The organism is Serratia sp. P2ACOL2 (genome assembly GCF_003691565.1).
GTDB lineage: Bacteria > Pseudomonadota > Gammaproteobacteria > Enterobacterales > Enterobacteriaceae > Serratia > Serratia liquefaciens.
Genome location: NZ_CP033162.1, coordinates 4,762,120 through 4,787,933 on the forward strand (window position 1 = coordinate 4,762,120; position 25,814 = coordinate 4,787,933).

31 protein-coding genes are annotated in these 25,814 nt (G+C 55.4%); 18 read left to right on the plus strand and 13 right to left on the minus strand.

Annotation, left to right across the window (positions count from 1 at the left end):
* Nucleotides 1-4: 4 nt before the first annotated feature.
* Both EBA31_RS22865 and EBA31_RS22870 read left to right on the plus strand, forming a co-directional pair.
* A complete protein-coding gene (locus EBA31_RS22865) occupies nucleotides 5-1,423 on the plus strand; it encodes a glutamate synthase small subunit (protein WP_122080293.1) in 1,419 nt (472 codons plus the stop codon).
* 171 nt (nucleotides 1,424-1,594) lie between these two features.
* A complete protein-coding gene (locus tag EBA31_RS22870) occupies nucleotides 1,595-2,074 on the plus strand; it encodes a hypothetical protein (protein WP_020831834.1) in 480 nt (159 codons plus the stop codon).
* A 66-nt stretch (nucleotides 2,075-2,140) separates the two neighbouring features.
* On the opposite strand, the gene sspB is transcribed toward EBA31_RS22870, so the two are convergent.
* From sspB to zapE, 5 genes are all read right to left on the minus strand, one after another.
* Nucleotides 2,141-2,638, minus strand: a complete 498-nt coding sequence (sspB, locus tag EBA31_RS22875) for a ClpXP protease specificity-enhancing factor (RefSeq protein WP_046372555.1) — start codon at nucleotides 2,636-2,638, stop codon at nucleotides 2,141-2,143.
* A gap of 5 nt (nucleotides 2,639-2,643) precedes the next feature.
* Nucleotides 2,644-3,285, minus strand: a complete 642-nt coding sequence (sspA, locus tag EBA31_RS22880) for a stringent starvation protein SspA (protein WP_012147043.1) — start codon at nucleotides 3,283-3,285, stop codon at nucleotides 2,644-2,646.
* A gap of 337 nt (nucleotides 3,286-3,622) precedes the next feature.
* Complete coding sequence (gene rpsI, locus EBA31_RS22885) at nucleotides 3,623-4,015, minus strand: 30S ribosomal protein S9 (RefSeq protein WP_020831838.1); 393 nt, start codon at nucleotides 4,013-4,015, stop codon at nucleotides 3,623-3,625.
* Nucleotides 4,016-4,030: 15 nt separating this feature from the next.
* Nucleotides 4,031-4,459, minus strand: coding sequence for a 50S ribosomal protein L13 (rplM, locus tag EBA31_RS22890; RefSeq protein ID WP_020831840.1), 429 nt, complete (start codon nucleotides 4,457-4,459; stop codon nucleotides 4,031-4,033).
* A gap of 275 nt (nucleotides 4,460-4,734) precedes the next feature.
* Nucleotides 4,735-5,862, minus strand: coding sequence for a cell division protein ZapE (zapE, locus tag EBA31_RS22895; RefSeq protein ID WP_020831842.1), 1,128 nt, complete (start codon nucleotides 5,860-5,862; stop codon nucleotides 4,735-4,737).
* A 231-nt stretch (nucleotides 5,863-6,093) separates the two neighbouring features.
* On the opposite strand from zapE, the gene zapG reads away from it, so the two are divergent.
* From zapG to degS, 3 genes are all read left to right on the plus strand, one after another.
* Nucleotides 6,094-6,495, plus strand: a complete 402-nt coding sequence (gene zapG / locus EBA31_RS22900; protein WP_122080294.1) for a Z-ring associated protein ZapG — start codon at nucleotides 6,094-6,096, stop codon at nucleotides 6,493-6,495.
* A 195-nt stretch (nucleotides 6,496-6,690) separates the two neighbouring features.
* Nucleotides 6,691-8,061 (plus strand): serine endoprotease DegQ, encoded by a 1,371-nt coding sequence (gene degQ / locus EBA31_RS22905; RefSeq protein ID WP_122080295.1) that lies wholly within the window; start codon nucleotides 6,691-6,693, stop codon nucleotides 8,059-8,061.
* Between the two features lie 96 nt (nucleotides 8,062-8,157).
* Nucleotides 8,158-9,216 (plus strand): outer membrane-stress sensor serine endopeptidase DegS, encoded by a 1,059-nt coding sequence (degS, locus tag EBA31_RS22910; protein WP_122080296.1) that lies wholly within the window; start codon nucleotides 8,158-8,160, stop codon nucleotides 9,214-9,216.
* Nucleotides 9,217-9,287: 71 nt separating this feature from the next.
* Here the strand turns inward: degS and murA are convergent, their stop codons facing one another.
* The 7 genes from murA to mlaF form a co-directional block, all read right to left on the minus strand.
* Complete coding sequence (murA, locus tag EBA31_RS22915; RefSeq protein ID WP_020831849.1) at nucleotides 9,288-10,547, minus strand: UDP-N-acetylglucosamine 1-carboxyvinyltransferase; 1,260 nt, start codon at nucleotides 10,545-10,547, stop codon at nucleotides 9,288-9,290.
* 55 nt (nucleotides 10,548-10,602) lie between these two features.
* Nucleotides 10,603-10,857: a BolA family iron metabolism protein IbaG gene (ibaG, locus tag EBA31_RS22920; protein ID WP_020831850.1), complete on the minus strand. Its 255-nt coding sequence runs from the start codon at nucleotides 10,855-10,857 to the stop codon at nucleotides 10,603-10,605.
* Between the two features lie 140 nt (nucleotides 10,858-10,997).
* A complete protein-coding gene (gene mlaB / locus EBA31_RS22925; protein WP_020831851.1) occupies nucleotides 10,998-11,300 on the minus strand; it encodes a lipid asymmetry maintenance protein MlaB in 303 nt (100 codons plus the stop codon).
* Nucleotides 11,300-11,929: a phospholipid-binding protein MlaC gene (gene mlaC, locus EBA31_RS22930; protein ID WP_044553666.1), complete on the minus strand. Its 630-nt coding sequence runs from the start codon at nucleotides 11,927-11,929 to the stop codon at nucleotides 11,300-11,302. The genes mlaB and mlaC overlap by 1 nt, the downstream gene beginning before the upstream one ends.
* A 14-nt stretch (nucleotides 11,930-11,943) precedes the next feature.
* Nucleotides 11,944-12,495 (minus strand): outer membrane lipid asymmetry maintenance protein MlaD, encoded by a 552-nt coding sequence (gene mlaD, locus EBA31_RS22935; protein ID WP_041415008.1) that lies wholly within the window; start codon nucleotides 12,493-12,495, stop codon nucleotides 11,944-11,946.
* Nucleotides 12,496-12,499: 4 nt separating this feature from the next.
* The gene (mlaE, locus tag EBA31_RS22940; protein WP_046372552.1) at nucleotides 12,500-13,282 is read right to left on the minus strand and encodes a lipid asymmetry maintenance ABC transporter permease subunit MlaE; all 783 of its coding nucleotides are present in this window, start codon (nucleotides 13,280-13,282) and stop codon (nucleotides 12,500-12,502) included.
* A gap of 4 nt (nucleotides 13,283-13,286) precedes the next feature.
* Nucleotides 13,287-14,102 (minus strand): phospholipid ABC transporter ATP-binding protein MlaF, encoded by an 816-nt coding sequence (gene mlaF / locus EBA31_RS22945; RefSeq protein ID WP_020831858.1) that lies wholly within the window; start codon nucleotides 14,100-14,102, stop codon nucleotides 13,287-13,289.
* Between the two features lie 568 nt (nucleotides 14,103-14,670).
* Between mlaF and EBA31_RS22950 the strand changes: the two genes are divergently transcribed.
* The 13 genes from EBA31_RS22950 (at nucleotide 14,671) to EBA31_RS23010 (ending at nucleotide 23,875) form a co-directional block, all read left to right on the plus strand.
* Entirely contained in the window at nucleotides 14,671-15,657 is a 987-nt protein-coding gene (locus EBA31_RS22950; protein ID WP_122080297.1) for a calcium/sodium antiporter, read from the plus strand.
* 124 nt (nucleotides 15,658-15,781) lie between these two features.
* A complete protein-coding gene (gene kdsD / locus EBA31_RS22955; protein ID WP_044553673.1) occupies nucleotides 15,782-16,768 on the plus strand; it encodes an arabinose-5-phosphate isomerase KdsD in 987 nt (328 codons plus the stop codon).
* Between the two features lie 17 nt (nucleotides 16,769-16,785).
* Nucleotides 16,786-17,340 carry a 3-deoxy-manno-octulosonate-8-phosphatase KdsC gene (gene kdsC, locus EBA31_RS22960; protein ID WP_122080298.1) on the plus strand — a complete coding sequence of 185 codons (555 nt, stop codon included), beginning with the start codon at nucleotides 16,786-16,788 and terminating at the stop codon, nucleotides 17,338-17,340.
* Nucleotides 17,337-17,915: an LPS export ABC transporter periplasmic protein LptC gene (gene lptC / locus EBA31_RS22965; protein WP_115060611.1), complete on the plus strand. Its 579-nt coding sequence runs from the start codon at nucleotides 17,337-17,339 to the stop codon at nucleotides 17,913-17,915. The genes kdsC and lptC overlap by 4 nt, the downstream gene beginning before the upstream one ends.
* Complete coding sequence (gene lptA, locus EBA31_RS22970) at nucleotides 17,884-18,423, plus strand: lipopolysaccharide ABC transporter substrate-binding protein LptA (protein ID WP_020831865.1); 540 nt, start codon at nucleotides 17,884-17,886, stop codon at nucleotides 18,421-18,423. The genes lptC and lptA overlap by 32 nt, the downstream gene beginning before the upstream one ends.
* A 6-nt stretch (nucleotides 18,424-18,429) precedes the next feature.
* Complete coding sequence (gene lptB / locus EBA31_RS22975) at nucleotides 18,430-19,155, plus strand: LPS export ABC transporter ATP-binding protein (protein WP_020831867.1); 726 nt, start codon at nucleotides 18,430-18,432, stop codon at nucleotides 19,153-19,155.
* A 50-nt stretch (nucleotides 19,156-19,205) separates the two neighbouring features.
* A complete protein-coding gene (gene rpoN / locus EBA31_RS22980; protein ID WP_020831868.1) occupies nucleotides 19,206-20,639 on the plus strand; it encodes an RNA polymerase factor sigma-54 in 1,434 nt (477 codons plus the stop codon).
* A 23-nt stretch (nucleotides 20,640-20,662) separates the two neighbouring features.
* Entirely contained in the window at nucleotides 20,663-20,950 is a 288-nt protein-coding gene (gene hpf, locus EBA31_RS22985; protein ID WP_004948547.1) for a ribosome hibernation promoting factor, read from the plus strand.
* Nucleotides 20,951-21,108: 158 nt separating this feature from the next.
* The gene (ptsN, locus tag EBA31_RS22990) at nucleotides 21,109-21,570 is read left to right on the plus strand and encodes a PTS IIA-like nitrogen regulatory protein PtsN (protein WP_115060613.1); all 462 of its coding nucleotides are present in this window, start codon (nucleotides 21,109-21,111) and stop codon (nucleotides 21,568-21,570) included.
* Nucleotides 21,571-21,701: 131 nt separating this feature from the next.
* Nucleotides 21,702-22,556, plus strand: coding sequence for an RNase adapter RapZ (gene rapZ / locus EBA31_RS22995; protein ID WP_012147065.1), 855 nt, complete (start codon nucleotides 21,702-21,704; stop codon nucleotides 22,554-22,556).
* Entirely contained in the window at nucleotides 22,553-22,825 is a 273-nt protein-coding gene (npr, locus tag EBA31_RS23000) for a PTS phosphocarrier protein NPr (protein ID WP_020831874.1), read from the plus strand. Before rapZ ends, npr begins: the two co-directional genes overlap by 4 nt.
* A gap of 319 nt (nucleotides 22,826-23,144) precedes the next feature.
* The gene (locus tag EBA31_RS23005; protein ID WP_041415720.1) at nucleotides 23,145-23,456 is read left to right on the plus strand and encodes a type II toxin-antitoxin system HigB family toxin; all 312 of its coding nucleotides are present in this window, start codon (nucleotides 23,145-23,147) and stop codon (nucleotides 23,454-23,456) included.
* Nucleotides 23,453-23,875, plus strand: coding sequence for a type II toxin-antitoxin system HigA family antitoxin (locus tag EBA31_RS23010; RefSeq protein WP_020831880.1), 423 nt, complete (start codon nucleotides 23,453-23,455; stop codon nucleotides 23,873-23,875). Before EBA31_RS23005 ends, EBA31_RS23010 begins: the two co-directional genes overlap by 4 nt.
* A 16-nt stretch (nucleotides 23,876-23,891) precedes the next feature.
* On the opposite strand, the gene EBA31_RS23015 is transcribed toward EBA31_RS23010, so the two are convergent.
* Nucleotides 23,892-25,808, minus strand: a complete 1,917-nt coding sequence (locus EBA31_RS23015; RefSeq protein ID WP_116691073.1) for a transcription antiterminator — start codon at nucleotides 25,806-25,808, stop codon at nucleotides 23,892-23,894.
* Between the last annotated feature and the right edge of the window lie 6 nt (nucleotides 25,809-25,814).

Here is a 25,814-nt window from a genome sequence, read left to right on the forward strand (position 1 = left end):
TTAAATGAGTCAGAATGTTTATCAATTTATCGACCTGCAGCGCGTTGATCCGCCAAAGAAACCGCTGAAGATCCGTAAAATTGAGTTTGTAGAGATTTACGAGCCGTTTTCGGAAACTCAGGCGAAAGCGCAGGCGGACCGCTGCCTGTCTTGCGGTAACCCTTATTGCGAATGGAAATGCCCGGTTCACAACTACATCCCGAACTGGCTGAAGCTGGCGAATGAAGGCCGCATCATGGAGGCGGCAGATCTGGCGCACCAGACCAACAGCCTGCCGGAAGTCTGCGGCCGCGTTTGCCCACAGGATCGCCTGTGTGAAGGCTCTTGTACTCTCAACGATGAGTTCGGTGCGGTGACCATCGGTAACATCGAGCGCTATATCAGCGACAAAGCGATCGAAATGGGCTGGAAGCCGGACATGTCCCATGTGCTGCCTACCGGCAAACGGGTGGCGGTGATCGGTGCCGGTCCTGCCGGTCTGGCCTGTGCCGATGTGCTGACCCGCAACGGCGTGAAAGCGGTGGTTTACGATCGTCATCCCGAGATCGGTGGCCTGCTGACCTTCGGTATTCCGGCCTTCAAGCTGGAAAAAGAAGTGATGGTGAAGCGCCGTGGCATCTTCAGTGAGATGGGCATTGAATTCCAACTCAACACTGAAGTGGGCAAAGACATCTCCATGGAAACGCTGCTGAGTGAGTTTGACGCGGTGTTCCTCGGCGTCGGTACTTATCAGTCGATGCGTGGTGGTCTGGAGAATGAAGACGCGCCGGGAGTCTACGACGCATTGCCGTTCCTGATCGCCAACACCAAACAGCTGATGGGTTATCAAGCCGAGCAGCATGAACCGTATGTCAGCATGGAAGGCAAGCGCGTGGTGGTACTGGGCGGCGGTGATACCGCGATGGACTGCGTACGCACCTCTATCCGTCAGGGCGCCACCGAGGTTATCTGCGCCTACCGCCGTGATGAAGCCAACATGCCAGGCTCCAAGCGTGAAGTGAAAAACGCGCGTGAGGAAGGGGTTGATTTCAAATTCAACCTGCAGCCGCTGAGCATCGAACTGAACAGCGCCGGCCGCGTCGCCGGTGTGAAAATGGTTCGTACCCAACTGGGCGCGCCAGATGCCAATGGTCGTCAGGTTGCAGAACAGGTGCCAGGCTCCGAGCACGTTATCGATGCCGATGCCGTGGTCATGGCGTTTGGTTTCCGTCCGCACCAGATGGACTGGCTGGCTGCCCACGACGTCGAGCTCGACAAGCAAGGTCGTATCGTGGCACCGGAAAGCACCGATAACGCCTTCCAGACCAGCAACCCGAAAATCTTCGCCGGTGGCGATGCGGTACGCGGTTCTGACCTGGTGGTGACGGCGATTGCCGAAGGGCGTAAAGCCGCCGATGGCATCATGAGCTATCTGGAAGTGTAATTTTTCGCTGACTTCCCCCCAAGGGCCCGCAGCCAAAACTGCCGGGCCTTTGTTTTTTCACCGCAGCCCACACGCTTTGTGACACCCCCTTTTGCCCAACGCGCTATAGTATTGAGTTAGCATCACTCAGGGGCGCTGCTGCGTCTGATATCTTGATAAGGATAGCTAACCATGAAATTCTCCTTTGCCTTACTGACTGGCGCACTGCTGGTTGTCAGCTTCAATTCACTGGCCATGTCGCTCGACTCTCAGGAAGTGGGTTATAACATTGAGGCACGCGGTGCGGCGTCGGTGGTCGCACAACTGGCTAAAGCAGGCCAGCTTGCCGCGGTAGAAAAAAACATCAAACTGGGCGACGATAACTGGATCGCGCTGGCCCCTAAACTGGCCAATGGGGGTAACGCCTCATTTACCGCAGGCGTGAAGTCAGCCCTGTCTTCCGCGTTGGTCTATAACCCCGCGGCGGTGCTGCATGCCCTCGACAAAGGCAATAACTTACCGATCAACGATATCTGTACCGCGCCGCCGGAAGTGCAAGGTGATACCGCTATCACCACGTTCAAGCAGCGCGCCACCCATGCACTCACCACCGTCCGTATCGGCGATCTCAGTGCACCGCGTGACGCCTGTATCGCCTCATTGAAAAGCTAAGCCAAGCTGGATCGCAGGCAATAAAAAAGGTCGCCGAAGCGACCTTTGGTGTTCACTACCGCGAGGTTATTTCACCACGCGCAGTGCCGGGCGGCCACCACGTGGCGGCGGAGGCGGTTCATCGTCCGAATCATTATCTTCACTCAGATCCGGCCGATCGCCATCAATCACCGACATCAGGCTTTCCGATGGGATCGTCTCATTGTCCAGGCCTTCAAACGCGCCTTCCGCTTCATAAGCGGCTTCCGGTTCGAACATGGTGCCTGCACCGTTCTCACGCGCATAGATCGCCAGCACGGCTGCCATTGGCACAGAAACCTGACGCGGCACACCGCCGAAACGTGCGTTGAAATGCACTTCGTCGTTGCCCAGTTCCAGATTGCCCACCGCACGCGGCGCAATGTTCAGAACAATCTGTCCATCGCGGGCGAATTCCATCGGCACTTGCACATCAGGACGCGTCACATCTACCACCAGATGCGGTGTTAGCTGATTGTCCAGCAACCAGTCATAGAACGCCCGCAGCAAGTACGGACGGCGTGGTGTCATCTGAGACATATCCATGACGCTTAGCCCCGAGTCTGCAGGCGCATTTCGCGCTCGGCTTCGGTCAGGGAGGCCAGGAAGGCATCGCGTTCGAACACGCGGGTCATGTAGCCTTTCAGCTCTTTGGAGCCAGCACCGCTCAGCTCAATGCCTAACTGCGGCAAACGCCACAGCAGCGGCGCCAGGTAGCAATCCACCAGGCTGAACTCTTCGCTCATGAAATACGGCGTCTGACCAAAGATAGGGGCAATCGCCAGCAGCTCTTCGCGCAGTTGACGGCGAGCTGATTCAGCTTCCTGACCGTTGCTCTGCTCGATTTTGTACATCAGCGAATACCAGTTTTTCTCGATACGCAGCATCATCAGGCGGCTCTCGCCGCGCGCGACCGGATAAACCGGCATCAACGGCGGGTGCGGGAAGCGCTCATCAAGGTATTCCATGATGATACGGGATTCATACAGGGTCAGTTCGCGATCGACCAGCGTAGGCACCGTCTGGTACGGGTTGAGGTCAATCAGATCCTGCGGCAGGTTATCCAACTCAACCTGCTCAATCTCGACGCTGACACCTTTCTCCGCCAGTACGATACGTACTTGATGGCTAAAAATGTCGGTCGGGCCAGAGAACAGCGTCATTACCGAACGTTTGTTGGCAGCGACAGCCATGAAAACCTCCAAGTTATCTAGAAAATACTGCGAATAGCCCACTGACAGGCTGCTATCCTGAATGATCTTGACCGCAGGCCAGCAACTCGCAGCTAAACCTTAGGTCATAAAAACCGGCCTCGGAGGTAAACTGATAACTGCTGCATGGCGAACAGGCGCAAAAGTGGATGATAGTTTACCAGATTTTGCTTGTTTTGTGGGGGCTGTGCGGCGAATTCGTATTGAATTGTCTGATATACCAAAGATTTTAGTAGCAGCAACGTGATTTTCAGGCATAAAAAAACCCGGTGAAGCACCGGGTTTTTTGCGTAAATTCCACTGCCGAAGCAGTAAAAAATTAACGCTTGGAGAACTGCGGACGACGACGTGCTTTACGCAGACCGACTTTCTTACGTTCAACCTGACGGGCGTCACGAGTGACGAAGCCAGCTTTACGCAATTCTGCACGCAGAGTCTCGTCGTACTCCATCAGTGCACGGGTGATACCGTGACGGATAGCACCAGCTTGACCAGAGATACCACCACCTTTAACGGTGATGTACAGGTCAAATTTACCAACCATGTCAGTCAGTTCCAGCGGTTGACGAACTACCATGCGGGCAGTTTCGCGACCGAAGTACTGTTCCAGGCTGCGCTGGTTAATTACGATGTTACCACTGCCCGGCTTGATGAAAACGCGAGCGGCGGAGCTTTTGCGGCGACCAGTGCCGTAGTATTGATTTTCAGCCATTGCCTATAATCCCGATTAGATGTCAAGAACTTGCGGTTGCTGTGCCGCATGAGTGTGCTCGTTGCCCGCGTAAACTTTCAGTTTACGGAACATTGCACGACCCAACGGACCCTTTGGCAGCATGCCTTTAACCGCGATTTCAATCACGCGCTCAGGACGGCGGGCAATCATCTCTTCAAAGGTCGCTTGCTTGATACCACCGATGTGGCCGGTGTGGTGGTAATACACCTTGTCTGTACGCTTGTTGCCGGTTACAGCAACTTTTTCTGCGTTCAGAACGATGATGTAGTCACCGGTATCAACGTGCGGGGTGTATTCCGCTTTATGCTTGCCGCGCAGACGACGAGCCAGTTCAGTAGCGAGACGGCCTAAAGTTTTACCATCTGCATCAACAACGTACCAGTCGCGTTGAACGCTCTCTGGTTTAGCTGTAAAAGTTTTCATTAGAAAGCTTACCCAATAATTAGTTACACGTTGGTGAACACCCAAACGCTCGAAAACAGTTGAGGCTCACACGACCATACAAGTCCAGCAAACCTACCCCTTCGAATAGCCATTGCCGGCACTATAAAGTTTTTGGGAAAAAAAACTTTGTTGTAACGTGGGGTCGCAAGATTATAGAGAAGTCGCTCACAAAGATCGAACGCTTTTTGAATGGAAACGCAATTAATCGCCAGCAGCGGAAAATCGGGGACGTCGGCAGTGGCGCCCCCGGGCAATCAAGGCAGATGCGGCAACTTGAGATACTCCTCGCTTTGCATCTCCTGCAGCCGCGACAGGCAGCGCTGGTACTCAAACTTCAGCCGCTCGCCCTGGTAAATCTCGAACATCGAGGCTTCGGCAGCGATCACCAACTTGACGTGGCGCTCGTAAAATTCATCCACCAACGCCAGGAAGCGGCGTGCGGTATTTTCCTTCAACGGCCCCATCACGCGCACATTATACAGGATAACGCTGTGGTAGAGGCGCGATAAGGCGATGTAATCGAGCTGGCTGCGTGCTTCCTCGCACAAGGTATGAAAATCAACGGCCAGCACGCCGTCTACCGCGTGGATAACCTGCAGCGGCCGGTGATTGATCTGCAATACCGGTGCCGCCTCGCCTTTCTTGCCGGCCAGTTTCACGAACATCTGATCCATGGTCTGGCGGGTTTGTTCATCCAGCGGCGTCAGATACAGGTGCGCCTGAGTCAGGGTGCGCAGACGATAATCAATGCCGGCATCAACATTCATCACATCGCAATACTCGTTAATCAGGTCGATCGCCGGCAGGAAGCGCGCGCGCTGCAGACCGTTGCGATACAGATCGTCCGGCGGAATATTGGAGGTGGCGACCAGCGTGATGCCACGGGCAAACAGCGCCTGCAACAGCGTCGCCAGCAGCATGGCGTCGGTGATATCGGAAACAAAGAACTCGTCGAAACACAGCACGTCGGTTTGCGCCTTGAACCCATCAGCGATGATTTCCAGCGGATTTTCCTGCCCCTGCAATTCGGTCAGCTCTTCGTGCACCCGCAGCATGAAGCGGTGGAAATGCAGCCGTAGCTTGCGGTCACCCGGCAGGCTGTGGAAAAACATATCCATCAGCCAGGTTTTGCCACGCCCGACCCCGCCCCACATATATAAGCCCTGCACCGGCCGCTGTTTTGCCGTTTCGCTGCTTTTGCCCAGCAAACGGCTCAGCTTGCCGCGCAGACCGCCGGCAGGTGCACTGACGGCCGGTATTTGCTGCAAGGCCTGATAGATATGATCCAGTTGAGTGACGGCCTGGCGTTGAACCTCATCGGCCTGGTATTCCCCCGCAGCAAGCAGCCGCTGGTAGCGTGATAACGGTGATTGTGCCTGCATCTGTTCGATGTTCCCTAAGAACGCTTAGAAATTATTTAGCCCATTTTCGCGACATATTACGGCTGGTTAGCCCTCATATCGCCACAAATGCCCACTCTGAGCGGCGCTGAAAACCCTGTAAAAATCAGGTCAAAGCTCATCAGGATTCCACTCGGACAAGGTTAACGGTTATAGTGGATATTATTAAGTGAAAAATCCCTGCGGAACAACGAAGTCAAAATAGGAGTCATCATGACCTGGGAGTATGCGCTGATTGGTTTGGTGGTCGGTATCGTCATTGGTGCGGTAGCGATGCGTTTTGGTAACCGTAAATTACGTCAACAACAAGTTTTGCAGAACGAGTTGGATAAGAGCAAAACCGAGCTGGAAGAGTATCGTCAGGAGTTGGTCGGTCATTTTTCCCGCAGCGCCGAGCTGCTGGACAACATGGCACGTGACTATCGCCAGCTGTATCAGCATATGGCGAAAAGCTCCAACAACCTGCTGCCGGATCTGCCGATGCAGGAAAATCCGTTCCGCTATCGCCTGACCGAAGCCGAAGCGGATAACGATCAGGCGCCGGTAGAAATGCCGCGCGACTATTCGGAAGGCGCATCAGGCCTGCTGCGTGGCGAACGTCCACGTCGCGACTAAACGCCGTTCTTCGCCCGTGGGCCAGTCCCACGGGTTTTTGATCCTCCTCATACTTCTTCCCCCACGCTGAGCTATCCTTAACGCAGACGTTTGAGTGAACTTTTCACGCAAATTCACGGTCTTACCCTTCACTATGGTATTGCTGCTGCTTTATCATCACTATTCCACCGGCAGGTATTGAGAGAGCTATTATCAATGAAGAAAAAGTCGTTAATTCTTAGTGCATTGGCAATGAGTATTGGCCTCACACTGACCTCCGTACCGGCTGCCACCGCCGCGATGCCCGTCGCCGTTCAAGGGCAACCGCTGCCAAGCCTGGCACCGATGCTGGAGAAGGTCTTGCCCGCAGTGGTCAGCGTGCATGTTGAAGGAACCCAGGTACAGCGCCAGCAAGTTCCGGAGGAGTTCAGACGCTTCTTTGGCCCTGGCGGCCCTGGGCAACAGCAAAGCTCACGCCCGTTTGAAGGCTTGGGTTCCGGCGTCATCATCGACGCCGCCAAAGGCTATGTGCTGACCAACAACCACGTGATCAACAACGCCGATAAAATCAGCGTACAGTTGAACGATGGCCGTGAAGTGGACGCCAAGCTGGTAGGCCGTGACGAACAGTCCGATATCGCCCTGCTGCAGCTCAACGACGTGAAAAAACTGACCGCTATAAAAATGGCGGACTCCGATAAACTGCGGGTCGGCGATTTCGCCGTGGCCGTCGGCAACCCGTTTGGCCTTGGCCAAACTGCCACTTCCGGCATTATTTCCGCTTTGGGCCGCAGCGGGCTGAACCTGGAAGGGTTGGAAAACTTTATTCAGACCGATGCATCCATCAACCGCGGTAACTCCGGTGGCGCGCTGGTTAACCTTAACGGTGAGCTGATCGGTATCAACACCGCCATTTTGGCGCCAAGCGGCGGCAACGTCGGTATCGGTTTTGCCATTCCGAGCAACATGGCGCAGAACCTCAGCCAGCAGTTGATCGAGTTTGGCGAAGTGAAACGCGGGCTACTGGGCATTAAAGGCAGTGAAATGACCGCCGATATGGCCAAGGCCTTTAATACCGACGCGCAACGCGGGGCGTTCGTCAGCGAAGTGCTGCCGAAATCCGCCGCTGCCAAGGCGGGCATCAAGGCCGGCGATATCCTGGTTTCGGTGGACGGCAAGCCTGTCAGCAGTTTCGCCGAGCTGCGCGCCAAGGTCGGCACCACTGTGCCGGGCAAAACCATCAAGGTCGGCCTGCTGCGCGACGGCAAACCGCAGGAAGTTTCCGTTACGCTGGATAACAGCGAAAGCGCCTCAACCAATGCCGAAACGCTTTCCCCAGCTCTGCAGGGGGTTTCACTCAGCAACGGGGCGATCCCAAGCGGTGAAAAAGGCGTGAAGATCGATAAAGTGGATAAAGGCTCTGCGGCGGCACAAATCGGGCTGCAGAAAGACGATGTGATCATCGGCGTCAACCGCCAGCGAATTGAGAACATCACGGCGTTGCGCAAGGTGCTTGAAGCCAAACCACCGGTCATGGCGCTGAACATCGTGCGTGGCAGCGAAACCATTTATCTGCTGTTGCGCTGATCGTATATTTGTTTAAAAACCGGGCGCGGTGACATACTGCGCTCGGTATTCTCATGTTATCCTCCCGGTATCTTTCATCTTACGTACTAAAACTCCATGTTTGCTAAGCTCTTGCGTTCCGTCGTTATTGGTCTAATCGTTGCCGGCCTGCTGCTGGTTGCTTTACCCGTGCTACGTTCTTCCAATGCTTTGTTCGCAGAAAAACATGATAGTACCCTTGATGAAACACCCGTCAGTTACAATAAGGCGGTACGACGTGCCGCGCCTGCCGTAGTCAATATCTACAACCGCAACATGAACGGCACCGCCAACGTGCTGTTGCTGGGGTCAGGCGTGATCATGAATGAACGTGGCTATATCCTGACCAATCGACACGTGATCAAGGATGCGCAACAAATTACCGTGGTCGTCCAGGACGGCCGCCGCTATGAGGCGCTGCTGGTCGGCTCTGACAGCCTGACCGATCTGGCAGTCCTGAAAATAGATCAGGGCAACCTGCCGGTGATCCCAATTAATACCGCGCGCACCGCCCACGTGGGTGACGTCGTGCTGGCGATTGGCAACCCTTATAACCTCGGCCAGACCGTGACTCAGGGGATCCTCAGCGCCACCGGCCGTATCAGTATGAGCACCACCGGACGTCAGACCTTCCTGCAGACCGATGCCTCGATTAACCGCGGCAACTCCGGCGGTGCTTTGGTCAACTCCCTCGGCGAATTAATCGGTATCAATACCCTGACCTACGACAAAATCACCGACGGTGAAACGCCGGAAGGCCTGGGTTTCGCCATTCCTATCGAGCTGGCCACCAAGATTATGGACAAACTGATCCGCGACGGCCGCGTCATTCGGGGTTATTTCGGCATTCAGGGCAAAGAGATTATTCCGTTGCGCTCGTCCAATTCCGGCATCGATCGCCTGCAGGGCATTATCGTGACTGAAATTACTCAGGGCGGGCCGGCAGGCAACGCCGGTTTCCATATTAACGACGTGATCATCAACGTGGACAACAAGCCTGCGGTATCGGTGCTGGAAACCATGGACCAGGTAGCAGAAATCCGACCGGGTACAGAAATCCCGGTGGTGGTCCTGCGCGAAGGCAAACGCATCACGCTGAAGATGACGGTGGGCGAATTCCCGGAAGATAACAATTAAAAAGGCCCGGCAATGCCGAGCCCTCAATACTGCATTGACTACGCCGGCGCCAGGCCCCGGCGTCAGACAAATTACTCGCCTTTCACACGCTCGATGTTAGCACCCAGCGCGCGCAGCTTGTCTTCGATACGCTCATAACCACGGTCGATGTGATAGATACGATCGACGACGGTCACGCCATCGGCGATGCAACCGGCCAATACCAGGCTGGCTGAAGCACGCAGATCGGTCGCCATCACCTGAGCCCCTGACAGTTGCTCAACGCCGTGGCAAATCACGGTGTTGCTCTCGATCTCAGCGTGTGCACCCATACGGATCAGCTCAGGCACATGCATGAAGCGGTTTTCAAAGATGGTTTCGGTGATCACACCGGTGCCTTCCGCAACCAGGTTCAGCAGGCTGAACTGAGCCTGCATATCGGTCGGGAACCCCGGGTGTGGCGCAGTACGCACGGTCACCGCTTTAGGGCGTTTGCCATGCATATCCAGACTGATCCAGTCTTCGCCCACTTCGATATCCGCACCGGCTTCGCGCAGCTTGGCCAACACGGCATCCAGCGTATCAGGACGGGTATCACGGCACATCACCTTGCCACCGGAAACGGCTGCAGCGATCAGGAAGGTACCGGTCTCGATGCGATCCGGCAGAACGCGATAAACACCGCCGCCCAGACGCTCAACCCCTTCGATAGTAATGCGGTCACTGCCGGCACCGGTGATTTTTGCGCCGAGCGTGTTGAGGAAGTTGGCCGTATCGACAATTTCCGGTTCGCGGGCCGCATTCTCAATCACGGTGGTACCGGTCGCCAGGGTGGCAGCACTCATGATGGTCACGGTAGCGCCAACGCTGACCTTGTCCATAACGATGTGTGCGCCCTTCAGGCGGCCATCGACGGAGGCTTTAACATAGCCTTCTTCCAGTTTGATCTCTGCACCGAGCTGTTCCAGACCGGTAATATGCAGATCGACCGGACGCGCACCGATGGCGCAGCCGCCCGGCAGAGAAACCTGACCACGGCCGAAACGGGCAACCAACGGCCCCAACGCCCAGATAGAAGCGCGCATGGTTTTCACCAGATCGTAGGGCGCACAGAATTCGTTCACGCCGCTGGCGTCAACGAATACGGAACCGTTGCGTTCAATCTTGGTGCCTAATTGGCTGAGTAGCTTAATGGTGGTGTCGATGTCCTTCAGCTTCGGGACATTCTGCAACTCGACCGGCTCTTCCGCTAACAATGCGGCGAACAGGATCGGCAGGGCGGCGTTTTTAGCCCCGGAAATAGCCACTTCACCGCTGAGGCGGGTCCGGCCCTGCACACGAAATTTATCCATTTGACTACTCTCTGTTATCTAAACTGACGCTGCCCGCCCCGCTGGGCAAACAGCCTTAAAATCCGTTGAGTTTGCGATCTCGCTGCCACTCTTCAGGGGTGTACGCCTTAATCGACAAGGCGTGAATACGGTTGTCCGCAATGTATTCCATCAACGGCGCATAGACCGCCTGTTGTTTCTTGACGCGGCTCATGGCGGCAAACAGCTCACCGACCACGATCACCTGAAAATGGCTGCCGTCGCCGGTAACATGTGCTTCTTCCAGTGCCAATGCGCGCATCAGCACATCTTTAATCTCGCTATTTTCCATAGTATCCAGTTCTGTATCAAAAGGATCATAATCAGCCTGATATCTTAGTGGAATACGACGTTTTCTTAAACTAAAGAAAAAGCCCCTGTACAACAGGGGCTTTCTGGGGAGAAAACGTCTTCATCCAGTCGAAAATCGGGCTAACCAGCGGTATCGACAGGCATTATTGCTTGCAGATTGTACAGTGCGATCAACGTTTTCAAGCGATCGCCGGCGCCAGAAATTTTTAATTCCACGCCATGCTGGCGCTGCTGTTCGCGCAGATGCACCAGCAGTGCCAGCCCGGACGAGTCCACCCGCTGCAGTTGAGCAACGTCGATAGCGGTTTTATCCGCCAGCAACGTTTCCCGCTGTTCCCACAACGGCAACAGGGTTTCCCGATCCAACGCACCGCGCAGGATCAGGGTCTGTTGCTGCGATTCAAAGCTGAGTGCAGCTGACATCAGTTTTTCTGATCCAGAGTAATCGGCTGAGCCGCCGCCGCCTGCAGCTGCTTGGTCAGGCCGTCGATCCCCTGGGTACGCAGCGTAGAAGCCCACTCGTTCTGCTTGGTGGTGATCATGCTGACGCCTTCGGCGATCATGTCATAAGCCTGCCAGTGACCGGTTTTGGTGTTTTTGCGCCACTGGAAGTCCAGACGCACCGGCGGACGACCGCCGTTGTCGATGATGGTCACGCGGATCGCCACAATGCTGGCGTCGCCCAGCGGCTTCTCTGGCTCAATCTGATAAGTCTGGCCGTGGTACATCGCCAGCGCCTGGCCGTAAGCCTGTTCCAGATAGGCCTGGAAAGCGGTGAAGTAGGCTTCACGCTGCGCCGGCGTCGCTTCTTTGTAAAAACGGCCCAGCACCAGCGCACCGGCGTATTTGACCTGCACAAACGGCATCAGCTCCTGATGCACCACGGAACGCAGGTAGTTAGGGTCCTGCTTGATCTTCGGCTGTTCGGTTTTCAGACGGGTGAAGGTCTTCTCAGCCGCGTCTTGCATCAGGCTGTAAGGATTGGTCTGATCGACCGCATTCGCCAGCGGTGCGACCACCAGCAGGGCAACCATAAGTAAACGTTTAAACATGCAGGTTTCCTCTCTTAATGAATAGGGGCAGCGGCTTGTGGAGCTGCACCGGCAGCCGGCTGAGCAGCCGCGTCTCCCGTTTTGGCAGCATCATCCTGACCGCCGCTCTTATACAGGAACTGGCCGATCAGATCTTCCAGAACCATGGCTGATTTGGTGTCCTGAATCGTGCCGCCATCTTTCAAGATGGCCGTGCCCATATCCGGATCTTCAAAACCGACGTTCAGCGCCAGATATTGCTCCCCCAACAGGCCGGAGGTACGGATCGCCAGTGAGCTGGTGTCCGGGATCTGGTCGTATTTATCCTGGATATCCAGGGCTACGCGCGGCGTATAGGTTTTAGGATCGAGCGTAATATCAGCCACTCGGCCAATCATCACACCGCCGATTTTCACCGGAGAACGCGCTTTCAAACCACCGATGTTATCGAAGGTCGCGTAGATGCGGTATGTTGGCTCGTTACCGATCGACTTAATGTTCGCCACTTGCAGGCACAAAAACACGATGGCGCACAGCGCAATCAGCATAAATGCCCCAACCCAGATTTCACTCTTCTTCGTTTGCATCGAATCAATTCCCAAACATCAGTGCTGTCAGCACGAAATCCAATCCCAACACCGCCAGTGACGAATGTACCACGGTACGGGTCGTTGCCCGGCTTATCCCTTCAGAGGTGGGTACGGCATCATACCCGTTGAAGATGGCAATCCAGGTCACGGTGATGGCAAATACCACGCTCTTGATCAGGCAGTTGAGCAAGTCTTTTTTCCACTCAACGGCGCCCTGCATGGCCGACCAGAAGAAGCCACTGTCAATGCCCTTCCAGTCTACGCCCACCACCGAGCCGCCCCAGATACCGATAGCGACAAAAATCATCGTCAGCAAGGGCATGCTGATCAAACCGGCCCAGAAGCGCGGCGCAACGATACGCCGCAGCGGATCGACGGCCATCATTTCCAGGCTGGAGATTTGTTCCGTTGCCTTCATCAGGCCAATTTCGGCCGTCAATGCAGAGCCGGCACGCCCGGCAAACAGCAACGCGGTGACCACCGGGCCCAGTTCACGCAGCAGTGATAACGCCACCATCATGCCCAGGCTGGCTTCTGCGCTGTAAGTGGTGAGTACCAGATAACCCTGCAACCCCAGCACCATACCGATAAACAACCCGGAAACCACGATGATCAGCAGCGACTGCACGCCCACGCTGTGCAACTGCTTGAGCAACAGTGGCCACTGCCTGCGCGGCTCAGGCCGCCCGACCAGCGCGTTGAACAGCATCAACCCAGCACGCCCAAAGCTGGCGCTGGTGTTGATGCCACGGCGTCCTAACGACGCTAACGCCTGAAATAACATCAGCTTATTTACTCCCTAAACCTAACAGCTCGGCCTGATAATCACCGGCCGGATAACGGAAGGGTACCGGCCCATCGGCAATACCATCCAGGAACTGGCGCACGCGTGCATCAGGATTGTTCTGTAATTGCTGCGCCGTGCCTTCGGCTATCACCCGATGATCGGCCACAATGTAAGCGTAGTCGGCGATGCTCAGCACTTCCGGCACGTCGTGCGAAACCACGATGCAGGTAATGCCCAGTGCATGATTCAGCTCATCGATCAGCTTCACCAGCACGCCCATGGTGATGGGATCCTGGCCGACGAAAGGTTCGTCGAACATGATCATCTCCGGATCGAGCGCAATCGCTCGCGCCAGTGCGGCACGGCGCGCCATACCGCCGGACAATTCATTGGGCATCAGATCGGCTGCGCCACGCAGTCCAACCGCTTCCAGCTTCATCATCACCGTGCTGCGCAGAATGGGCTCCGGCAAACGGCTATGTTCGCGCAGCGGGTACGCCACGTTTTCGAACACCGTCAGATCGGTGAACAGCGCACCAGACTGAAACAGCATGCTCATTTTCTTGCGCGCTTCATACAGTTGATGGCGAGACAACGCGGGAATGTTATCGCCATCAAACCAGATTTCACCGCTGTCCGGTGCCAGTTGACCGCCAATCAAACGCAGCAGCGTCGTTTTGCCAATGCCGGACGGCCCCATGATCGCCGTGACCTTGCCACGGGGAACCGTCAGGTTGATATCTTCGAATATCAGTCGATCGCCGCGCGTGAACGTCATGTCGCGAACTTCGACCAGATTCTCTGCCTTCTGGTGCATGTTAATTGATCCTTCACGGGTCATTTTTGCCAAATCTACCCACGATGTTAAAGCAACGGGCGCAATGCGTCTCATCTTTACAAAAACTTACCGCCATTTCGCTACCAATGGTGCGCTAAGGCTGTGCTTCTCCTTGTGCGTGGCACCGTCGCAGACCCAAAAGTCCGTAATCAAGGCGGAGGGTGATGGGCATAGTGGACCTACGTTCAAGCCCGACAACGCAGAGTACGGGCTTTTGGGGCGCGACCCTAAGGGCTGGGGCCATTTGAGCGCGCCCCTGTGTTACGAGCCGCTTATTTGGCACACCAAATCTCACGACTCGCGCCTTGCTGCGCACTCAAATTGCCACCAGCGGTGCTCCCGTACAAGGAGAAGCACAGCCTAATTTTACTTTTACGCGCCACCCGGTCAAAATTGGCGCCATAACGAAAAAAAACGAAAGTGTTCATATATTAGCCGGGAAAACCCGTTGCTGCGGCTTTAACCTGCGCAACGGAGGGCAAAGCAAGATAGCCGAATTACGGCTTTTAACCAACGAACCGGGATGATACCCAACAAAGGACCCTGCATGTTTCTCGCGATAGCTTTATTAATCGTTGGTTTATTTTTACTGGTATATGGTGCAGACCGCTTAGTTTACGGTGCTGCGGTAATTTCCCGTTCACTCGGCGTGCCACCGCTGATTATCGGTATGACCATCGTCGGCATAGGCACTTCACTGCCGGAGCTGTTCGTGTCGACCACTGCGGCACTGAATGGGCAAATAGATATGGCCGTGGGGAACGTACTAGGTTCCAACATCACGAATATTTTACTGATCCTCGGCGTTGCCGCGCTGATACACCCGCTGGCGGCGCGATCCGAAGTGTTGCGGCGCGAACTGCCGCTGATGTTGGCGGTCACAGTATTGTGCGGTTTCGTGCTGATGGACGGCACGCTGAGCCGGCTGGATGGCGTGCTGCTGTTGGCCGCCGCCGCGGTATTTATTCTGTTGATGTTGAAAATTGCCCGGTTGGCGCAGCGCGAAGGCAGCGACAGCCTGACCGTGGAGCAAATCGCCGAATTGCCGCAGGACAGCAGCAACACCGTGGCGATACTGTGGCTGGTGCTGGCATTTATCATTCTGCCGCTGTCTTCCAAAATGGTGGTCGATAACGCCACGGTCATCGCGCACTATTTCGGTATGAGTGAGTTGGTGGTCGGCCTGACCGTCATCGCCATCGGCACCAGCCTGCCGGAGTTGGCGACGTCCATCGCCGGGGCACTCAAGGGCGAAGATGATATGGCAATTGGCAATATCATCGGCTCCAACATTTTCAACACGGTGATCGTGCTGGGCGTGCCCGCCCTGCTGTCTCCGGGGACCGTCGATGGCGCCGCCTTCCATCGCGATTACTGGGTCATGCTGGCGGTCAGCATTGTGCTCAGCGCCCTGTGCATCGGGCGCAAACATCGCATCGGCCATCTGGCCGGCGCTCTGTTATTATGTGGTTTTATTGCGTACCTTGCGGTGCTGTTTTTTAACCCTTTCAATTCATTTAGCTATAGCCTCTAGCTTTCAAGTTGCAGCCAGGCGGCAAGCTCACTCATCCCCAGGCGCTTACTCAGGTAAGTCACCGGGATGAGTGGTAACGGCGCTGTAACTTGAGAGATGACGGGTATGACCGATGGGAATGAGCATGTCGAACATTCAGTTGCAACCGGGCTTTGATTTTCAGCAGGCAGGCAAAGAAGTGCTGCAGATTGAGCGTGACGGGCTGGCCCAGCTCGATCAATACATCAATGCAGACTTTACCCGCGCCTGCGAGTTGATCGCCGAATGCAGCGGCAAAGTGGTGGTGATGGGCATGGGTAAATCCGGGCACATCGGCTGCAAGATTGCCGCCACCTTCGCCAGCACCGGAACGCCGTCGTTCTTTGTTCACCCGGCCGAGGCCAGCCATGGCGATCTCGGCATGGTCACCGCACAGGATATTGTGCTCGCCATTTCCAATTCGGGTGAGTCTAACGAAATACAGGCGCTGATCCCGGTATTGAAGCGTCAGCGCATCCCGCTGATCTGCATGACCAACAACCCGGAAAGTTCGATGGGCAAAGCGGCGGATATTCACCTGTGCATCAAGGTGCCACAGGAAGCTTGCCCACTCGGCCTGGCGCCGACCACCAGCACCACCGCTACGCTGGTGATGGGGGATGCGTTGGCCGTCGCACTGTTAAAGGCGCGCGGTTTCACGCCGGAAGATTTTGCGTTATCGCACCCGGGGGGCGCTCTGGGTCGCCGCCTGTTGCTGCGCGTCTGCGACATCATGCACAGCGGCGATGAAATTCCTCACGTCAGCGCCGATGCATCGCTGCGCGACGCACTACTGGAAATTACCCGCAAAAATCTGGGCATGACGGTTATCTGCGATGATTTGATGAAAATCGCCGGTATCTTCACCGACGGTGACCTGCGCCGGATTTTCGATATGGGCATCAATCTCAACGAAGCGCGGATCGTCGATGTCATGACGCTCGGCGGCGTGCGGGTACGCCCGAACCTGCTGGCGGTCGACGCGCTGAACCTGATGCAGCAGCGCCATATCACCGCGTTGCTGGTTGCCGATGGCGACCAATTGCTGGGTGTGGTACATATGCATGACATGCTGCGCGCCGGCGTCGTTTAACTATGGAAGAGAACTCAATGAGTCTGGTTGAAACCTGCTACGGGCCTGTAGAGCAAGATGTCATGGCGCGTGCCGGCAAAATCCGCCTGCTGATTTGTGATGTCGATGGCGTGCTGTCAGACGGCCTGATTTTCATGGGCAACAATGGCGAAGAATTAAAAGCGTTCAACGTACGCGACGGTTACGGCATCCGCTGCCTGAAAACCTCGGATATCGAAGTGGCGATCATTACCGGTCGCTCCGCCAAGCTATTGGAAGACCGGGCTAAAACGCTCGGCATCACGCACCTTTATCAGGGGCAATCCGATAAGCTTTTGGCCTTCCGCGAACTGTTGGATACACTGTCGCTGACGGCGGATCAGGTCGCCTATATCGGCGATGACCTGATCGACTGGCCGGTGATGGCGCAGGTTGGCCTGGCGGTCGCGGTGGCAGATGCGCACCCGCTGCTGACGCCACGGGCCCATTATGTTACCCGCATTGCCGGCGGCCGCGGTGCGGTACGTGAGCTGTGCGACATTATTCTTTTGGCTCAAAACAAGCTGGAAGACGCCAAAGGGCTATCGATATGAGTAAAACCAAACTTTGGATCACCGTGCTGCTGGCGGTGATCGCACTGGCGCTGATTGGCTGGAACATGACGGATTTCAGTGATGATACTGCTCCGGGACCGGTGAACAGCCAGGACCCGACTTATCAGAGCCAGCATACGGTCACCATAGTGTACAATCCGACCGGCAAGCTGAGTTACAAGCTGGTGGCGGAAGACGTGAAGTACTACACCGCCGATGAATTAAGCTGGTTCACCCAGCCGGTGATGACGCTGTTTGATGAAAACGCGGTGGCCACCTGGTCAGTTCGCGCCGACCGCGCCAAACTGACTAAAGACCGGATGCTGTATCTTTACGGCCACGTCGAGGTGAACAGCCTGACCACCACGTCGCAGCTGGAAAAAATTAAAACAGACAATGCTCAGGTGAACCTGGTGACCCAGGATGTGTCTTCGGATGACGAAGTGACGCTCTACGGGACGAACTTCACCTCTAACGGCATGAAAATGCGTGGGAACCTGCGGGCCAAGACCGCTGAGCTGATTGATAAGGTTAAGACCAACTATGAAATTCAAAACCAACAAACCAAGCCGTAATCTGTTAATCGGCAGCTTGATTTTGGCCGCCAGCGCCCCCGCATGGGCGCTGAAGTCCGACTCCAATCAGCCGGTGAGCATCGACTCGCTGAAACAGTCTCTGGACATGCAGAGCAACGTCAGCACCTTTACCGATAACGTGGTGATCAAGCAAGGCACCATCGATATCAAAGCGGACAAAGTCGTGGTCACCCGCCCAGGCGGCGATCAGAACAAAACCTATATTGAAGCTTTCGGCAACCCGGTAACCTTCTATCAGATGCAAGACAGCGGCAAGCCGGTGAAAGGCCACGCTCAGAAGGTGCGTTACGATGTGGCGTCTCAGTTGGTGACCCTGACCGGGAACGCCTACCTGGAACAGCTCGACAGCAACGTCAAGGGCGATCGCATCACCTACCTGGTGCAACAGCAGCAAATGCAGGCGTTTAGCGATAAAGGCAAGCGCGTGACTACGGTTCTGGTACCGTCGCAGTTGCAAGACAAAAACGGGCAAAACAAGAGTAACTAATCACTTATGGCTACACTCATCGCAGAAAACCTGGCGAAAGCCTACAAGGGCCGCAAAGTCGTTGAAGACGTCAGCCTGAAAGTGAAATCCGGCGAGATCGTCGGCCTGCTGGGGCCAAACGGGGCCGGCAAGACCACCACGTTCTACATGGTGGTCGGTATCGTTCAGCGTGATGCCGGACGTATCGTGATTGACGAAGAAGACATCAGCCTGCTGCCGCTGCACGCCCGTGCGCGTCGTGGCATCGGCTATCTGCCGCAGGAAGCCTCGATCTTCCGCCGCCTGAGCGTTTACGACAACCTGATGGCGGTGCTGGAGATCCGTGACGATCTCAGCAGCGAACAGCGGGCGGACCGTGCGGTGGAGCTGATGGAAGAGTTCCATATCTCCCATCTGCGCGACAACCTGGGCCAGGCGCTGTCCGGTGGCGAACGTCGCCGCGTGGAGATCGCCCGTGCGCTGGCGGCTAACCCGAAATTCATCCTGCTGGATGAACCCTTCGCCGGGGTTGACCCGATTTCCGTTATCGACATTAAAAAAATTATCGAGCACTTGCGTGACAGCGGCCTGGGCGTGCTGATCACCGACCATAACGTGCGCGAAACGCTGGACGTGTGTGAACGCGCCTATATCGTCAGCCAAGGCAAACTGATTGCTCACGGCACGCCGGATGCTATTCTGGCCGATGAGCAGGTAAAACGCGTTTATCTGGGCGAAGAATTCCGCCTCTGAGTACCGGCGCGTCCTGATGGGCGACTGTTAACGGAAGTAGACTGAAGAATATGAAGCAAGGTTTGCAACTCAGGTTTAGCCAACAACTGGCAATGACCCCCCAGCTCCAGCAGGCCATACGACTGCTGCAGTTGTCCACGCTTGAGCTCCAGCAGGAGATACAGCTGGCGTTAGAGAGCAATCCACTGCTTGAACAGACCGATCTGCACGAAGAAATCGACGCGAAAGAGACGACCGAAACCGAAGGTTTGGATACCCGGGAGGCGCTGGAACAAAAGGACATGCCCGAAGAGCTGCCGCTGGACGCCACCTGGGACGAGATCTATACCGCCGGAACTCCGTCAGGAACTCGCACCGATTACAGTGACGACGAACTGCCGGTGTATCAGGGTGAAACCACCCAAACCCTGCAGGATTACCTGATGTGGCAGGTGGATCTGACGCCGTTTTCCGATACCGATGCTGCCATTGCCACCTCGATCGTCGACGCCGTCGATGACACCGGCTATCTCACCGTGCCGCTGGAAGACATTCTGGAGAGCATGGGTGACGAGAATGTGACAATGGACGAAGTCGAGGCGGTATTGAAACGCGTACAGCGGTTTGATCCGGTTGGCGTAGCGGCGCGCGACCTGCGCGATTGCCTGCTGGTTCAGCTATCCCAATACGCCCAAGACACGCCTTACCTGGCGGAAGCGCGCCTGATCATCAGCGAACATCTGGACTTGCTGGCTAACCACGACTTTCGCAGCCTGATGCGAACAACGCGCTCAAAAGAAGATACACTGAAAGAAGCGATGTTGCTGATCCAGTCACTCGATCCGCGTCCAGGCCAGTCGATCAACACCGGCGAATCTGAGTACGTGATCCCGGACGTGCTGGTACGCAAAGTGCAGGATGTGTGGACGGTCGAGCTCAACAGCGACAGCATCCCAAGGCTGAAGATCAATCAGCAGTATGCTGCGCTGGGCAATAGCGCGCGTAACGACAGCGACGGTCAGTACATCCGCAGCAATTTGCAGGAAGCGAAATGGCTGATCAAGAGCCTGGAAAGCCGCAACGACACCCTGCTGAAAGTTTCGCGCTGCATCGTCGAGCAGCAGCAGGCGTTCTTTGAGCAAGGCGCGGAATTTATGAAGCCCATGGTGCTGGCGGATATCGCTCAGGCCGTGGAGATGCATGAATCGACAATCTCACGCGTGACCACGCAGAAGTTTTTGCACAGTCCGCGCGGCATTTTCGAATTGAAATATTTCTTCTCAAGCCACGTGAATACCGACAGCGGGGGCGAAGCTTCCTCTACGGCGATCCGGGCGGTGGTGAAGAAATTGATTGCGGCGGAAAACCCCGCCAAACCGCTCAGCGACAGCAAGCTGGCTACCCTGCTCTCCGATCAGGGGATCATCGTGGCGCGGCGTACCGTCGCCAAGTACCGAGAGTCTTTGTCCATCCCGCCGTCCAACCAGCGTAAACAGTTGGTTTGACCTCTATTGAGAAGGAAGACACTATGCAGCTCAACATTACCGGACACCACATCGAAATCACCGAACCCTTGCGTGAGTTCGTGAACACCAAGTTCGCCAAACTCGAACAGTATTTTGACCGCATAAATCAGGTGTATGTCGTGCTTAGTGTGGAAAAAGTGCAGCAGATTGCGGAAGCGACGGTGCACGTGAATGGAGGCGAGTTGCACGCCACCTCGGAAGACGAGAACATGTATGCGGCAATTGATACCCTGATCGACAAACTGGCGCGTCAATTGAACAAACATAAAGACAAATTGAAACAACACTGACATTCTGGGCCGTTTCCGTCAGCGGGTACGGCTCAAACGTAGCCTCGGCCATCGGCGCGTTACCTGTTTGGGTACGCGCCGATAAGCCATCAGGGTTAAACAAGGCGAAAAATCACCTCACAAGCCTGCTTGCTGGTGTGGTTTTAAGTGAAGATGAGATGAACAACGAAACAATGCAGTTAAGCTCGGTATTAAATATCGAGTGCACCAGAAGCTCCGTACATTGCACCAGCAAGAAACGGGCTTTGGAAATTATCAGCGAACTGGCCGCCAAACAGCTCAATCTGCCACCCCAGGTGGTATTTGACGCGGTTCTCACCCGCGAGCGCATGGGCAGCACCGGTATCGGCAACGGTATCGCCATCCCCCATGGCAAACTGGAAGAGGACACACTGCGGGCCGTTGGCGTGTTTATTCGTCTCGACCAACCTATCGCCTTCGACGCCATTGATAACCAGCCGGTCGATCTGCTGTTCGCCCTGCTGGTGCCGGCCGACCAATGTAAAACCCATCTGCATACCCTGTCTCTGGTCGCCAAGCGTCTGGCCGACAAAACAGTATGCCGCCGCCTGCGCGCGGCGCAAAGTGACGAAGAGCTTTACCAAATCATCACCGAGTAACGCCCGGCTGGCGTGACTTCCAGCCCGGATAACGATACTGTTTAGCCATGATGGATTCCGGTTCAGATCGGAATAATAAAGTTTCTAACGGTGGCGATAAACGCCACTGAGATGCCAGGGGGAGTTGCCACATGGTGCTGATGATTGTCAGCGGCCGTTCCGGTTCAGGGAAATCCGTCGCCTTGCGGGCGCTGGAAGACATGGGTTTTTACTGCGTTGATAACCTGCCCGTGGTACTGCTGCCGCAGCTTGCCAATACGCTGGCGGAACGCAACAGCTCCGCGGCGGTAAGCATCGACGTGCGTAACATGCCGGAATCGCCGGAAGTGTTTGAATATGCGATGACCCAACTGCCGGACAGCTTTTCGCCGCAGTTGCTGTTCCTCGACGCCGATCGCAACACGCTGATTCGTCGTTACAGTGATACTCGCCGTTTGCACCCGCTGTCCAGCAAGAACCTGTCGCTGGAAAGCGCTATCGATGAAGAAAGCGATCTGCTGGAACCACTGCGTTCACGAGCCGATCTGATCATCGACACCTCGGAAATGTCGGTGCATGAACTGGCCGAAATGCTGCGTACCCGTTTACTGGGCAAACGCGAGCGCGAGCTGACCATGGTGTTTGAATCCTTCGGCTTTAAGCACGGTATCCCGATCGACGCCGATTACGTGTTCGACGTACGTTTCCTGCCGAACCCACACTGGGATCCTAAACTTCGCCCGATGACCGGCCTGGATAAACCCGTCGCCTCATTCCTCGATCGTCACACTGAGGTGCACAACTTTATCTACCAGACCCGCAGCTATCTGGAACAGTGGTTGCCAATGCTGGAAACCAACAACCGCAGCTATCTGACGGTGGCCATTGGCTGTACCGGCGGTAAACACCGTTCAGTCTACGTAGCGGAACAGTTGGCCGATTACTTCCGCTCACGCGGCAAGAACGTACAGTCACGCCACCGCACGCTGGAAAAACGCAAACAATGACGGTCAAGCAAACGGTTGAAATCAAAAACAAACTGGGCATGCACGCCCGCCCGGCGATGAAGCTGTTCGAGCTGGTGCAGAGTTTTGATGCCGAAGTGATGCTGCGTAACGACAGCGGCACCGAGGCCGAGGCCAGCAGCGTGATTGCGCTGCTGATGCTGGACTCTGCGCAAGGACGCCATATCGAGGTGGAAGCCACCGGCCCGGATGAGGTGAAAGCGCTGGCCGCGGTGATCGAACTGATTAATTCCGGTTTTGACGAAGACTAGCTTCCCCGCAGCGAAGAAGCCAATATCAAGAACGCGCCCATCAAGGCGCGTTCAGCATTTGTGAGACATCCCCAATTCCCGATGCATGCTAAATAGAAACACCTTGCCTCTCTGCAAACCCGATCCCAACGATTGTAATAAGCATAATCACATGATTTTATTATTTAATAATAAATCTATAGTGGTTTCTCAACGGCAAAATACTAAACCCTACCGACAAGTTACGCCGCCGCTCGCCGCAGAGACAAAAAGGAAGTTTACAATTTGTGAACTAGCGATTCAGCCGCTACAATGATGACAGGGCATGGATGAGGGAGAGATGCATATAATTTCAAGGGAACCGTTCAACGAGGCCGCAATCCGCTACCCCAACGAAGCAGCCTCTCTCAACACAATCTACAAAACGCTGCGCCGGGGGACATTTCATACGCCGGAAGATTTAAAATCCCTTTTCCCCAGCCTGGACAGAATGAAGTACAAAGCAAAATGGTGGGTCATTGATGTCGGAGGAAATCATCTCAGGATCTTATTCTTTGCCAGTTTTGATACCCAGAAAATATTTGTTAAACAGATAGTGACTCATGCAGAGTACGACAGATTACTGCAGCAGTACCGGAGGAACCCAAAATGATCACCGATGCGCTTAAGGCCACCCATGAGCTGTTACGCGCCATACCCTTGTTAGGTGGCAGCACCTCGCCACAGGATTACCGTGATGCTCTGGCGTTAGTGGAACACCTGCTTGAAACCGACGAGCGCCACCCGCTGATTGACGTTCTGGCAGCCAAGATCGTCGAGTATGAAGATAACAGCCCTGATTTTGCAGAGTTCAATCAGCGTATCGCACAGCTACCACAAGGTGTAGCCGCGCTGAGCGTGCTGATGGAGCAATATGGCCTCAGTCAAAGCGACTTCGAAAACGAGATCGGCAAAAAGTCACTGGTGAGCCAAATTCTAAGCGGAAAGCGATCGCTGACCATACCCCATATCATGGCGCTGGCAAAACGTTTCAACCTGCCGCCGGCCTTGTTCTTGCCTGAAGCCCGTTAGAGAGGGCCCTCCAGTCCTAGATCCGGCTCAAACAGTCCAGCGCCACCGCCTTGAAGCTATCGAAGTTGTCGCTGCCCAACAGGCGGCTCATTGAACGCTCGCGTACAAAGGTGACAAACAGCTCATAAATAGCCATCGCTTCTTCGTAATCGCTTTTGCTGATCGCCAACAGGAAGATCACGTGGGCGATTTCGCCCTCTCCCCAGACCACGCCCTGCGGCGCCAGCAACGTCACCACCACGGTTTTTTTCGCCAACAGGCCCAGCGAGTGCGGCAGTGCGATCCCCTCGCCCAGCAGCGTGGAAACTATCGCCTCGCGCTCTACGACCGACGGATAAAAGTCATCACCCACGTAGCCTTCGCGCTCAAGCTGGCTGCACACTTTCTGGAACAATTGCGCCTGAGTCAGCGGCTCGTTCACCACCATAAAATGGTCGGCGTCGAAAAACTTCTCCAGCATATAGGGCTTGGTGCGATCCACCAGCACCAGCTTACCCAACTGTTCTAGCTGGTATTCGGTCGGGAACGGTGACATCACCACCACCGGTTTGTTCTTTTCACTGACCCGCGCGTTGGAAATGACAAAGTCTTCGTCGATATGATTGAGCACCTCGTAATCGCGTAGCGAAACGATGCGCGTCATCACCAACTGCGGGTATTTGCGTGCGATTTGCGCCTGGATCATCCGGACCGTCGAGTTGCCGGTATCGCAGACCAACATCACCTGCGGATGGCGCTCATAACCGATGTTGTAATGCCGCTCCAGGCCAACGCCAATGTGCAGCACCAAATAGCCGATCTCGTTTTCACTCAGGGTATAAGGCGTGTATTTTCCCCAGCTCGATACGGCCGCCAGCGTCACGTCGTAGGCCATCGGGTAGTGCTGCTTGATGTTCGCCAACAGCGGGTTGGGGATATTAATCTGGTATTTCACCCGGGTGATCATGGTTTTGATGTGGGTGAGCAGATCGGCCCGCAGCTGCTTGTCCCCTTGCAGGTTGTAGTTATAGTGCGAATTGATATACGACAGGATGTAATCCACCAGCGCTTCTTCATCGTCGGCGTTGATCTCGGTCGGCTGCACCTCCTGCACACGACGCGCGGCGATGTTGACCCGTAGATAAGCCTCCTCCGCCATCGAGACCTCTTTGCCGCTGGCTTTGCGTAACTCCCCGGCTAGCCAGGTAGAAGCCTTACGCACAGCGTCATCACCGTCCTCAACGTCAAAATCCGGCAACGGATAGCCGTCGGTAATGCGCCGTAATGCCACCGCACAGTAGAAAATCAGGTACTGTTCACCTTCGTCGGTCAGACGAATAGCATATTGAGACAACAGCGGATGCAGCAGCCCGGCAAAGGTCGCCACCTGCGGTTGCTGCAGGATCTCATTGTTAAGCAATGGGTTTTCGGCGTCGGCCAAATGCAGTTGGAATAACAAGTCGGTCAGGCAGGCGCGGATCGCCATCTCCGAGCCGAACAGCTTCATGCCGTAGCGCGGCTTGGTCTCGATGGTCAACTGATAGTGCGCCAGGCGCTCCCTCACCTCAGCCATGTCGTTTTGCAGCGTGCCGCGGCTGACAAACCATTCGTCGGCTAAATCTTCCAGCTTCAGAGAAAAGGCTGAGGTCAAAAAACGAACCAGCAGATAGTGTACCCGCTCCTGTGCGCTGCGTGGCGTGGCGTGTTTTTTACGCTCCTGATGCTGCAGGGCGCTGAACAACCTGGCATCATCCACCTGCAGGCGATAGCCCGCACCGCGGCTATGCACAAAGTGCGCACCATATTTTTCCAAAATATCGTTCAGCGCGGTGATATCAGCACGCACGGTTCGGGTGGACACGGCAAAACGCTTCGCCAACTCGTCCTGCGGCAAGGTTTCAGACTGCAAAGCATCGAACAGATAGGCCAAACGCGGGTAGGGAAATCGCACCATTCTCTT